The organism is Bacillus thuringiensis, from assembly GCF_001182785.1.
GTDB lineage: Bacteria > Bacillota > Bacilli > Bacillales > Bacillaceae_G > Bacillus_A > Bacillus_A thuringiensis_S.
In genome coordinates this window covers 2,909,720-2,922,515 of record NZ_CP012099.1, presented here as the reverse complement: position 1 = coordinate 2,922,515, position 12,796 = coordinate 2,909,720, and the positions used below count along the sequence as shown (strand labels likewise).

The following is a 12,796-nucleotide window of genomic DNA, read 5'->3' as shown; positions in this document are numbered from 1 at the left end:
CTTTAAGGTGTTAATCTTTTCAATGCAATCATAAAATGATACGATTCCAATATCAAATACCTATATTAAATACATTCGTATGCCTGTTAGGTATATATAAGGAGACTATCGTGGAAATTCGAGTGTTACGCTATTTTATTTCTGTAGCAAATGAAGAAAGTATTTCAGCAGCCGCAAAACAGTTACATTTGTCGCAACCTACATTATCAAGGCAACTGAAAGATCTAGAAACGGAATTAGATACAGCTTTATTTATAAGAGGAAATAGAAAAATTTCTTTAACAGAACAGGGAAAGTATTTACTAAAACAGGCGAAGGAAATTGTTGCGTTAGCAGATAAAACCGAAGCAAACTTAAAAGATTCAAAAGAAATAATAAGCGGAGAAGTTTACATTGGTGGCGGTGAGACTGAAGCGATGCACCTTATCGCTAAAACATTAAAAGAATTACGTACAGATTATCCGGGTATTCGGTTTCATTTATATAGCGGAAATGCTGATGATATTAAGAGTAAATTAGATAGTGGATTATTAGATTTTGGTATCGTTATAGAGCCAACAGATAAACAAAAATATGAATATGTACAATTGCCAGCTAAAGATACATGGGGTGTTTTAATGTGTAAAGATAGTCCTTTAGCGGACAAGCAGTTTATTAGCCCAGTGGATTTAATAGATACGCCATTATTCATTTCACGGCAAACAACTGTTAGTAATGAATTAGCAGGGTGGTTTGGGCAAAATATTGAAAATTTAAATGTCGTTGCAACTTATAATTTGCTTTATAATGCAGCACTTATGGTTGAAGAAGGTATTGGGTATGCATTATGTTTAGATAAACTTATTAATACATCGGGAAACAGTAAACTTTGCTTCAGACCTTTACACCCTAATCTAGAAGCGAATTTAAATATTATTTGGAAGAAAAATCAAGTGTTTTCTAATGCGGCCAATGCATTTTTAAATCAGCTTCGAAATAGTATGAACGAATCATAATTCCACATGCAAAATAAAAAAGACGTTTCATCTTATTAAGGTGGACGTTTATTTTATTTTTATGAAATAGTCATCAGTTTTTTTAAGTATAAGTAAAACACATTCATAGAAATGTTCATGTTTCAATATGGGAAGAAATGTACTCGTGATATAATTCTGAAAATTGTTGTTTTTATAATTATTCAATATAATAGACGTAATAGGGGGAAATACAAGGGGATATGAAATGAATAATTGTTTATTTGATTAATTATTTTTAAGCTTAACTAATATAATAGTGGAGTTGAATACAATGGAAAAAAATCAGTATAAATGGCGTAATCAACAATTACGAGAACATGTTGAAGTAGTAGATGGCAAGAGAAGTCCGCACATTTTATTAAAGAATGCAACATATTTAAATTCCTATATGCACGAGTGGATGACAGCAAACATTTGGATATATAATGATCGGATTGTATACGTAGGGGAGCAGCTGCCAGAGCAATTAACGGATTGTGAAGTTGTTGATTGCGAAGGAAAGTATGTCGTACCCGGTTACATAGAACCCCATGCACATCCATATCAGTTGTATAACCCAGAGACGCTAGCAAATCATGCGATGCAATTTGGGACAACGACTTTTATTAATGATAATTTAACTCTATTTTTCACATTAAAACGTGAAGAATCATTTCGTTTATTAGATGAATTCAATAAGATTCCAGCAAGTATGTATTGGTGGTGCCGTTTTGATGGACAGACTGAATTGCAAAACGGGGAATCTTTATTTAATAGTGAAGAAATAATAGAGTGGCTGCAGCATGAAGCGGTTCTTCAAGGCGGAGAGTTAACAGCGTGGCCAAAACTATTACATGGTGATGATGAAATGTTAACTTGGGTGCAGGAAACGAAGCGATTACAGAAAAAAGTAGAAGGACATTTCCCAGGTGCATCTGAAGCAACGTTAGCAAAGTTAAAGTTGTTAGGTACAGATTGTGATCATGAAGCGATGACAGGGCAGGAAGCTTTTACTCGTCTTATGCAAGGCTACACCGTTTCACTTAGAAATTCTTCCATTAGACCGGATTTAGAAGTTTTATTAAAAGAATTGTTGGAATTAGGCGTGAAGCAGTTTGATAGATTCTTTTTTACAACAGACGGTTCGCATCCGTCATTTTATGAAAACGGCATGACGAATCGCTTGATAGAAATAGCGATAGAGCAAGGGGTACCGGTAATAGATGCGTACCAAATGGCTAGTTATAATATTGCCCGTTATTATAATATGGAGCATGTGCATGGTTCAATTGCGACAGGTAGAGTGGCCAATATGAATATTTTAGAAAGTAAAGAAAACCCAGTACCAATCAGTGTCATTACAAAGGGACAATGGGTAAAGCGTGCCGGAATAAACAAAAATGAATCGTTACTTATAGAATGGAGTAACTTCAAAGTAACTCCACTAACATTAGACTGGTCCATAGAGAAAGGGGATATGATTTTCCCTAATAAAACGGGTATGCATTTATTAAATAACGTTATAACAAAACCATATGTAAGTGAAATTGACTTGAACCACGATGAACTTTCTATTGATCATGATGAATGCTTCCTCATGATGATTGCTCGTGATGGTACTTGGCGAGTAAATACAGTTGTAAAAGGTTTTGCGAAAGAATTAGGTGGTCTTGCTAGTTCTTATTCCGGCACAGGTGATATGATTCTCATTGGAAAAAGTAAAGAAGATATGCTTACAGCTTTTCATAGAGTAAAAGAGCTCGGCGGAGGAATGGTGATAGCTGAAAATAATGAAGTGTTACATGAAATTGCATTACCGCTACTTGGGATTATGTCAGATGAAAAGATGAGTAATGTAATACAGAAAGAGAAAAAGATGGTGAACCTACTGCAAGAAAGAGGATATGCTTATGACGATCCAGCATTTACAATTTTATTCTTTTCTGCGACGCACTTGCCTTTTATAAGAGTAACGCCTATAGGCTTATATGATGTGAAGAGTAGTAAGGTACTGGCTTCGCCGGTGAATTTGATAAAGCAATATTAATATGAAAGGCCCTATAATAGTCTGAATTATAGGGCCTTTTACATTATTAGCATAAGAATATTGTAAGCCTCAAATAATATAGTATCTAAATCATTTGAGGTGATATGTAATTATGAAAAAAATATTGTACATCTTAAGCGTATTTATTTTGTGTGTATCGATACAACACGTTGTACATTCTCAAACAGATGCACCAGAGTTAACTTCAGATTGTCTCGAAGAAAGTAAAATTCGGGATGAAAAGTATGTGGAAAATATTATGAAGGACATTAAATCCGTATTTCATTTGAATTTTGATGAAGGTGGCTTTTTGGAAGTTAATAAAAGAGATTTAGAAGCTGCACATTTAATGTATGGTGGTCGGATTGATGATACGTATTATAATTCGTTAACTAAAGCTTTTGAAAGTGGTGGATATAGAGGAGAGCCAAGATTGTTTGTAAAGCCGCTTGAAGCATTTTTACTCTATAAAGAAATAGACGATACAAATGTGATAAAACATCTTGAACTTGAAAAAGGGGAATGGGTTGTTACTGAAACGAAAAAGAAGCAAGGGAAAATAGTGGAATACAAACCGTTGCAATGTGAAAAAGATTATTTGAAAAAGAGAAATGAGTATCATAATCCAAAATGAAATAACGGAAATTTTGAAGGAGAAAAATTTCGTTAATACTTGTAAATGAGGCGATAGAAATTCCTAGTAATTTCACCATAAAAAAACGTCATTTTAAAGATTAAAAATGACGTTTTTTTATATTCTCAAAGCTTTTGTATTGCACTCTCAATTTTATTCACCAAATCAGCTGAAACTTTATGAAAATACCCCAAAACTACCTTTCGAATATCATCGGATATAACTTTCAAATCACTAGCTAAGTTCTCAGCGAGATGTTCTTTTTCTATTGGTTTTAACTTCGTATAAAATTCCCCAGCCTGCGTAAAGTCATTCTGTTTTGTTATAGAAGTTCTTTCAAGTTTACCTTCAACGTATCTTCCGTCACCGCTTGTAATTTGATTAGCGGGTGTCCAATCTTGTTGTTGGTTAATCGTTAATTTGCGAAATTCGGGACCAATTCTTCTTCTTTGTGAATCACTGTAAATGTTAGCGCGCCCTTGAAGCATTTTATCATCTGATAGTTCTGCGCCATCCAGTAAATTAGAAGGGGAGAATGCGACTTTTTCTACTTGTTCCATAAAATTTTCAGGGTTTTTATTTAATACCATTTTCCCGACTGGTATGAGAGGATACGTCTGTTCATCCCATACTTTTGTGTCATCTAAAGGATCATAAGAAAGGTGCGCTTCATTTTTCGGATCCATGAGCTGGACGTATAAACCATACTCCACTGGTTTACCATTTTCAATTGCATCATATAAATCTTTCCCGCTATAATCAGGATTTTCGGCAGCTAGTTTAATTGCTTCTTTACTAGTAATGTACTGTACACCTTCAAATGGGTACCAATGATACTTTACATACTTTCGATTACCTTCCGCATTTCTCCAAACGTATGTATTTACACTATGTCCTGGTATGTGGCGAAGACTTTTGGCTGTACCATTATTAGAGTATAAATGGACAACAAAATGAATAGATTCAGGTGCTTTAGCGACAAAACTCCAAAATCTATCAGGGTCTATTAAGTTATTTTTAGGTGAAGGCAATAATGCTTGAATCGTTTCAGGGAAACGCATCGGATCACGAACAGAAAAAACAGGGATGTGATTGCATAAAAGGTCAAAAATGCCTTCTTTTGTATAAAATTTTGTGGAAAAACCGCGTACATTCCTAGAAGTATCCGGTGTTCCTTTCGTACTAACAGCTAACGAAAATCGCACCATAACAGGAACTTTCTCATTAGAATTTTGTAAAAAACTTAATTTAGTATGTTCAGACATCGAATATATCGTTTGAAAATAACCGAACGCACCAAATCCTTTTACATGAACGGGTCTTTCTAAAATTTTTTCATGAATAAATTGTTGTAATGACTCATGCAGTACACTATCTTGCTCTAGTACGGGTCCACGTGAACCAACTGTTTGAGAGTGAAGTTTAGCTTGTTCATTACGTTCGTCATTTTCATTAAAGTCTTTCCCTAGTATAGGTTGCCCTTGTTTATCATAGTTTTCATCCATCGATATAGCCTCCAAATCTTTTTTGTCCATTGTTACTAAATATGATTCTATAGCCCTAATTATGTACGACATGCAAAGTTCAAAGTAGTAACATACCGCTAGATGAAAAAAACACATATGTAGTGGACCTGTTGAAATAGAAGAAATTATGGAAAAATGAATATCGGGAAGAGAAAGCACACGTTTTACTAAAAAAGTGGAAAAAAACAACTATTAAAATTTCAATCTTAAAACTTAATTTATAAACGATTATATAGAGAATGAACGTTAAAAAAGGGAAAATAACTAGGAGGAATTTAACATGTCGGATTGGTTTCAATTAGATAAAGAATATATGATGTCTACATATTGTCGTACAGAGGTTGCAATGGAAAGAGGAGAAGGGTGTAAACTGTATGATGTAGATGGTAAAGAGTATTTAGATTTATTTTCTGGCGTAGGAGTAAATGTATTAGGATACAATCATCCTAAAATTGTCCAAACGACAATGGAGCAAGTTGCGAAATCGTTACATTTACCGTTTCATTTCTTAAACCCAGTTGCAATTGAATATGCAAAGAAATTAGTTGATTGCTCTTTAAAAAACGGAAAAGTCTTTTTTACAAACTCTGGTACGGAAGCGACAGAAACAACGTTGAAATTAATTGATAAATATAGAGCTAATAAGGGTGAAGAACGTGAAGGAATTGTAGTACTGAAGAATAGTTTCCACGGGCGTACGTTAGGAGCACTTCATTTTACGAGACAGGAAAGTGTATATCAAAATTTCCCTAAAACATCGATTCCAGTATATGAAGTAGAGCGCGAGAATATAGAGCAATTAGAAGAAACAATTGTTAGAGAAAATCCAATTGCGATTATGCTAGAGCCTGTATTAGGAAGCGGGGGGATATACCCTTTATCAAGTGAATATTTACATGGTGTTCAAAACTTATGTGAGAAATATAATGTACTACTGATCGTCGATGAAGTACAAAGTGGTATGGGGAGAACTGGCAAACTATTTGCTTATCAAAATTTCAATATTACACCGGATATTATTCAAATTGGTAAAGGTGCAGGAGGCGGGATACCGCTTGGCGGAATTATTGTAGGTGAAAAGTTATGTGATGTATTCGCACCAGGAGATCACGGCACAACATTTGCTCATTCATCAATGGGAACGGCTTTAGGGTTAACGGTATTAAACGCATTGATTGACGATGGTTTAATGCAAGAAGCGTATGAAACGTCACTTTATTTGAATGATAAATTGCAAGAAATTCAGAAAGAAAATTCTTATTATATTGGGGAAGTACGTCATGCTGGCATGATGTTTGGAATTAGTTTGAATGATACGAATGAAAATGTGAAGAAATTACAGGTAGAGCTAATGGAGAAGGGGATATTAGTTGATGTTACACAAGGGAACATCATTCGTTTACTTCCTCCATATATAATTACAAAAGAAGAAATTGATGCATTTGTTAAGGAGTTTATCTCTTGTATGTATAGTTTAGCAGCTACAAGTGTTTAAAAACTTTAATGAAAAAGTACCTTGATTTCTATTCAAATAGGAAGAAAATAAGGGTGAAAAAAATAAATTTACAAATTAAATTAAAAAGCTGAAAAAGGTACTCATATAGCGCCTTCTTCAGCTTTTTAATTTTAATAAATTACTTAACCTATGGAGCATCTCATTGGACAAATATTTAATTATGTGAAACAATAATAACAGATAAGGAGACGTTAATTTTCCTTAAGTGCTTCGAATTAATTTTATTCAATAAGAGAAGGTGTGCTTAAAGAAGTTAAATTAAAAAGGAGCTGTTTTATTATATGCAACAAAATAATGATTTAAATTTTGAACCTCAAGACGTTAATATTGTCAATCCTAAACAAGCCAGGAAAGCAGTAATTGCTACTGGCATAGGGAACGCAATGGAGTGGTTTGACTTCGGATTATACGCGTATTTAGCGGTTATCTTAAGTCAATTATTCTTCTCAGGTGTTGATAATAGTGGATTGCAACTTGTACTTACATTCGGTACATTTGCAGCAGCCTTTCTCGTTCGACCAATCGGAGGTGTATTCTTTGGTAGAATAGGAGATAAGTACGGCCGAAAAATCGTGTTAAGTACTACTATTATTTTAATGGCACTTTCTACATTATTCATCGCATTACTACCAACCTATGAACAAATTGGTGTATGGGCACCAATACTACTTTTAGTTGCCCGAATGATTCAAGGCTTCTCTACAGGCGGCGAATATTCAGGAGCAATGGTTTATATCGCAGAATCTTCTCCAGATAAAAAGCGTGGTATACTCGGTAGTGGTCTTGAAATTGGAACACTCTCAGGTTACATTGCTGCATCGGTAATTGTTACCATTTTGACGTTATTGTTAACAGATGAACAAATGCTCAGCTGGGGCTGGCGTATTCCTTTCTTAATAGCTGCACCAATTGGTTTGGTCGGTTTATATTTACGCCGTCATTTAGATGAATCTCCCATCTTTGAAGAGATGGAAAAAGCACAAGAGGAATCTGAAGACAACGAACAATTTTCATTTATGGATATATTAAAATATCACAAAAAAGACTTCTTATTAAGCACAGTAATTGTCGCCTTCTTTAATATTACGAATTATATGATTCTTTCGTATATTCCTTCTTATCTAACTCAAGTACTTAAAGTCAAAGAAACAACTGGCTTATTAATTATTTCAATTACGATGGCACTTATGATTCCGCTAGCACTTTATTTCGGTAAATTAAGTGATAAAATTGGTAATAAACGCGTCGTGCAAATTGGTTTACTTGGTTTAACTGTATTTGCAATTCCAGCATTTTTACTAATAGGTAACGGACATATTGCAGCTATATTTGCAGGTATTTTCATTTTAGGATTCTTCCTAAGTGTATATGAAGGAACGCTACCTTCATTATTACCATCACTATTTTTCACCGATGTACGTTATCGAGCACTTTCGATCTCATTTAATATTTCTGTATCGATATTCGGTGGTACAACACCGCTCGTATGTTCATACTTAGTTCATGCAACTGGTAACCCGCTTGCGCCAGCATTTTATTTGACGGGTGTAAGTATTATTGGATTAGTTGTATTTAGTGTATTATTTGTTACGACTTCAGGGCGTGCGCTAAAAGGTTCATATCCTACAGTAGAAACGAAAAAAGAAGCACACCTAATCGCTAAAGAAGACCCTGAAGAAACACTTTGGTGGCATGAAGAGTCATTAGAAATTGAAGCAGGGAAGAATGCTTCAATTTAAAAAGCAACGTAGAAGTATAAAAAGACTCCTATGAATATAGGAGTCTTTTTGTTACGTTATTTCTTTCGTTTCTTCAAACTTTTCTGATAGGCATAAAGCTTATGAATCTCTTCCTTAAATTCATGCAGAAGTACAATGCTTTTACCATTTGAATAACGCACCGTATTATAAGCATCTATAATAATATCACTTTGAATATTTACATCTTCTTCATCATTTATTCTTTCTAGCCAAGCTTCAACAGTTTCTCCCCGTTTTCTATTTAAAGGAGGGGTTAACTTACTCTCTAGCTTGAAAATTTCCTTCCGAATTTCGTTATGCGGCGGTTTATTTCGTTTAAAACGATTTTGGTTTGTTCCTTCTTTATTAGTAATAATAGTAGATTCGAAGGCGGGCATATTTGGTAAACTGAATTGTTTTCGTTTTTTTACTATTTTCCAAACGACGTAAATAGCGATAGCTGTACATGCTATTATGGTAATGCTATTTATGAGTGTGGGGTCAAAATCAGGAAGTTTTTCCCCATTGTCTTCAATTTTAGGTTTTAAGAGATGCCCTTTACTTGCCCAAACCCCTTCAGTATCTTTCAATTCAGCTGCTATGAGAAATGGATTTATAACATAACCGACTCCTAACGCGACTACTTCTGTGATAAAGCTAAAAATAAGACGAATAAAAGGAAAAACTAAAACAAGTACTATACTCATTACACCAATCGTAATGATAGAAATGAAACGTAATAACTGTTGATTCCGATTTGCCCCAGTTAACCAAAATGTAATCATAATGTGTATAACTAATAGTAATAGCTTCCACAAAGGTGGAAAGGGCGTATAAAATATGGCTGAAATACTAAACCAAACAATACCGCCTAACGATTTTTGAACTGGATATCCTGGTCCGACTACATGTACGATAAAGAAGAAAAGCGGTAACATAATTGTGCCGAATAGAGAGAATGGGAGAAGGAAAGAACAACCGATTATTTGAGTAATGAACAGTATGACAAATCCTGTTGTTTTTTTCTTCATAAATTTATGAATAAGAAATACGCCTACATAGCCTGTTGCTAAAAATATGGCAATAGCAACAAGGTCATCCCTTTCTGTTAATAATGAAAGGAGGAGAAGCAAAATAAAGTCATTAACGTGATAGAGCCAAGTTTTCAACCGATTCCACCATCCCTTCGCTATTAATGAGGAACGTTGGCTGCGAGAGAAGAGGTAGTTCATTTTTCTGTAAACCAATGTATATCATTGTAGACGAACGTTCTCTCTTTCTCGTTACATAATGAAGGAATCCTTGTTTCGGAAGTAACGTACTATCATCTGAAATACGTGCTAATTCTTCTAAAGCTTTTGCATATTGTGTTTGCCCTTCATGTAACGATAAATGTAATGCACCACCTTCTGCTAATACACTAATAAATAATTCAAACGGTATGTGATGCTTCGTTGCATATTGGCAAATGTATGTTGCGAATGAAATTAAATCTTCAACATTATCTTTCCAACCAAATCCACGATCGGCAGCTAAAGAAAGACAAATCGTCCAACTATAATTTTTTACAGGTTCATATTGCTTCGCTTGTAATTCCTGCATTTTAGCAGATGCCTTCCAATGAATAGAGCGGAAAGACTCACGCTCATATCGCTTTACACCGATAATAGATGTTTCATCATTGTAAAAAGAAAAATTAGTTCGATAAGAACCAGTTAGAAGTTGCTGAAGTTCTTGCAAACCTGCTACTTCTTTAGGAGAAGGATACACAATAATTTCAGTTTTTAACTTATCGAAAACAGGTAAGTGTACATTTAATAAATGAAAAGGATCTTTTAAAACGCATTCGAACTGTTCAATTTGAAACACACCACGTTTCGTTGCGGTTAATGTTAAATCCCATTTTTGCGCCGAATGTGCAGGTTGTGAAAATGGAAAAGAGAATAACGTTTTTGATATTCGTTCAATTCCTTGATCTTTATGCTGTATAAGAGACGAATCTAAATGAAAATAACAAACACCATTAACGAGAGGGATATTTGCACCGTTTTTCAAATGAATAAAAAACTTTCCAGATTCATCAGGGAAAAGCCGAGTTGTTTGTCTCTCGTTTATAACTTCAAATTTTTTCTCTATGTAAGCGACATATTTATAAATGAAAATCGCAAATAAATAATAGGAGAAAAAGAGAAACATTATAATTCGTTGCGGCATAAAAAACGTAAATAGTATAGCGCCTGGCACAGTTAGTTGAATAATATGGAGTTGAAAAAATAAAGGTACAGTTACAACACGCTGTCCATTCATGCTTGCTCAATCTCCACAGGTACGTCAATTTCTTTTAAAATACTTTGCATTATATCATTTTTTGTCGTGCGCAGGGCACCTTCCATTGATAAGACAATACGGTGATTCCAAATAGAAGGAATTAAAAATTGTATATCTTCAGGGGTGCAATATTCTCTCCCGCGTAAGAAGGCGTATGCTTGAACTGCGCGCACTAAAGAAAGTGTGGCACGTGGGCTTACACCGTTAGCGATATAATCATGATTTCTTGTAGCATGAGCAAGTTTAATAATGTAATGTTCTAACGGTTCCGAAACAAATATTTCTTTTACTCGTTTTTGAGCTTCTAAAATATCTTCTAATGAGATGACAGATGTGACACTTTCTAATGGTAAATCGTTACGAAAACGTCGCATCATTTGTAACTCATCTTCAGGAGTTGGATAACCGATTGAAATCGTCATTAAAAAGCGATCAAGCTGTGCATCTGGAAGAGGGAAAGTCCCTTGTGATTCAATTGGGTTTTGCGTTGCAATAACAAAGAACGGTTTCGGGAGAGGAGTAGACTGTTTTTCAAGCGTCACTTGTCGCTCTTCCATCGCTTCTAACAAACTAGACTGTGTTCTCGGCATTGCACGGTTAATTTCATCTGCTAGCAAAATGTTTGTCATAACGGGTCCAATTCTTAACTCAAATTCACTTGTTTTTGGGTTAAAGTATTCAATACCTGTTACATCACTTGGAAGTACATCAGGGGTAAATTGAACACGAGAAAAACTACCGCCAATACTTTTTGAAATGGTTTTCGCCAGTAACGTTTTCCCAGTACCAGGCACGTCTTCGAGTAGTACATGTCCATCAGCAAGCAATGAAACGAGTAATAGATCAATAACATTTTCTTTACCGACAAAAACTGATCCTATGTTTTCTTTCAATTTATGTATCATATGTATCATTCCTTTCAAAATAAAAACGGATATTTCTATATTTTAACAAATTATTCAGAAAATTTGTATCATTTTTAAATTCAAAGAAATAGATATTTAATTATTAAATTACTCTTGCATATTTTGGAATATGATTATACAATATCGGTATACGATGTATCGCGAGTCGATATATCAGAAAGCGATGTATCGGAGGTAGTTATAATGAATGTGAAAGCGAAAAAATATATTCCGTTAACAGAGGCGACATATTACATACTGTTATCACTAGTGAAACCAATGCATGGTTACGGAATTATGCAAATGGTAGAAGAGATGACAAATGGGGAAGTAAAGCTCGGTCCAGGTACTTTATACGGGAATACGACAAAGTTACTAAAAGAGAAGTTAATAGTTGAAGTAGCCTCTACAGATAGAAAGAAGTGCTATGAGTTAACAACGTTTGGGAGAGAAGTGTTAGAGCTCGAGTATAACAGGTTACAGAGATCTGTAAGGAATGGGAATAGTATATTAGGGGAGTGAATGGAATATGGAGACAAAGAAGGTATTCAAACCTTTCGCGATATGGAGCTTGGAAAAAGAAGAAGCTTTTTTAAGAAAAATGCATCAAAAAGGATGGGCTTTACAAAAGTATAATGTAATGTATACGTTTAAGAAAACTGAACCGAAAGATGTAATATATAAAGCGGATTTTAGACTGGATTATAAAGATTCGAAAGAAAAACAACTAGAATATATTGATATATATGAAATGTGTGGCTGGAAACATGTAACGAGTTTTGCGAAATGGAATTATTTCTGTAAAGAAGTAGACGAGGAAAATGAGTTACCTGATATTTATTCAGACAAAGAAACGAAGATACAAAAACTTGTTGAATTGATACAGTTCGTTGCAATTATGTTTGTAACGTTAATTCCAGTGCTTTACTTATGTTTTCTTGGAGTATCAGAATCAGGATTATATAGAGGTATGGTAGGGTTTTTAGTTTGTATATATTCATATGCGTTTATTAATTTATTTAGAAAGCTTAAAAAAATGAAAAAGGAAATATTTTAACAAAGGGTGATATTCTTAGAGGAGATATATAATTGGGAAATCATCTTCT

Annotated in this window: 11 protein-coding genes; 7 read left to right on the top strand and 4 right to left on the bottom strand. The window is 34.4% G+C overall.

Annotated elements, in window-relative coordinates; all coding sequences use genetic code 11:
• The first annotated feature begins 110 nt into the window (after positions 1-110).
• The 3 genes from AC241_RS15130 (at position 111) to AC241_RS15120 (ending at position 3,676) form a co-directional block, all read left to right on the top strand.
• Positions 111-995, top strand: a complete 885-nt coding sequence (locus AC241_RS15130; protein ID WP_050844094.1) for a LysR family transcriptional regulator — start codon at positions 111-113, stop codon at positions 993-995.
• Between the two features lie 292 nt (positions 996-1,287).
• On the top strand, positions 1,288-3,042 hold the full coding sequence (locus AC241_RS15125) for an adenine deaminase (protein WP_050844092.1): 1,755 nt from the start codon (positions 1,288-1,290) through the stop codon (positions 3,040-3,042).
• 112 nt (positions 3,043-3,154) lie between these two features.
• Positions 3,155-3,676 carry a hypothetical protein gene (locus AC241_RS15120; protein WP_016081125.1) on the top strand — a complete coding sequence of 174 codons (522 nt, stop codon included), beginning with the start codon at positions 3,155-3,157 and terminating at the stop codon, positions 3,674-3,676.
• A 125-nt stretch (positions 3,677-3,801) separates the two neighbouring features.
• Here the strand turns inward: AC241_RS15120 and AC241_RS15115 are convergent, their stop codons facing one another.
• On the bottom strand, positions 3,802-5,181 hold the full coding sequence (locus AC241_RS15115; protein WP_029442666.1) for a catalase: 1,380 nt from the start codon (positions 5,179-5,181) through the stop codon (positions 3,802-3,804).
• A gap of 301 nt (positions 5,182-5,482) precedes the next feature.
• Between AC241_RS15115 and AC241_RS15110 the strand changes: the two genes are divergently transcribed.
• On the top strand, positions 5,483-6,697 hold the full coding sequence (locus AC241_RS15110) for an aspartate aminotransferase family protein (protein ID WP_048565480.1): 1,215 nt from the start codon (positions 5,483-5,485) through the stop codon (positions 6,695-6,697).
• A gap of 302 nt (positions 6,698-6,999) precedes the next feature.
• On the top strand, positions 7,000-8,457 hold the full coding sequence (locus AC241_RS15105) for an MFS transporter (RefSeq protein WP_050844090.1): 1,458 nt from the start codon (positions 7,000-7,002) through the stop codon (positions 8,455-8,457).
• Positions 8,458-8,513: 56 nt separating this feature from the next.
• Here the strand turns inward: AC241_RS15105 and AC241_RS15100 are convergent, their stop codons facing one another.
• The 3 genes from AC241_RS15100 to AC241_RS15090 are packed head-to-tail and all read right to left on the bottom strand — an operon-like array spanning position 8,514 to position 11,690.
• The gene (locus AC241_RS15100; protein WP_050844088.1) at positions 8,514-9,626 is read right to left on the bottom strand and encodes a DUF4018 domain-containing protein; all 1,113 of its coding nucleotides are present in this window, start codon (positions 9,624-9,626) and stop codon (positions 8,514-8,516) included.
• Complete coding sequence (locus AC241_RS15095) at positions 9,601-10,764, bottom strand: DUF58 domain-containing protein (protein WP_050844085.1); 1,164 nt, start codon at positions 10,762-10,764, stop codon at positions 9,601-9,603. Before AC241_RS15095 ends, AC241_RS15100 begins: the two co-directional genes overlap by 26 nt.
• A complete protein-coding gene (locus tag AC241_RS15090) occupies positions 10,761-11,690 on the bottom strand; it encodes an AAA family ATPase (protein WP_050844084.1) in 930 nt (309 codons plus the stop codon). The genes AC241_RS15095 and AC241_RS15090 overlap by 4 nt, the downstream gene beginning before the upstream one ends.
• A 204-nt stretch (positions 11,691-11,894) precedes the next feature.
• Between AC241_RS15090 and AC241_RS15085 the strand changes: the two genes are divergently transcribed.
• Together AC241_RS15085 and AC241_RS15080 are read left to right on the top strand one after the other, a co-directional pair.
• Complete coding sequence (locus AC241_RS15085; RefSeq protein ID WP_050844082.1) at positions 11,895-12,212, top strand: PadR family transcriptional regulator; 318 nt, start codon at positions 11,895-11,897, stop codon at positions 12,210-12,212.
• 79 nt (positions 12,213-12,291) lie between these two features.
• Entirely contained in the window at positions 12,292-12,747 is a 456-nt protein-coding gene (locus AC241_RS15080) for a DUF2812 domain-containing protein (protein ID WP_306795453.1), read from the top strand.
• The last annotated feature ends 49 nt before the right edge of the window (positions 12,748-12,796 follow it).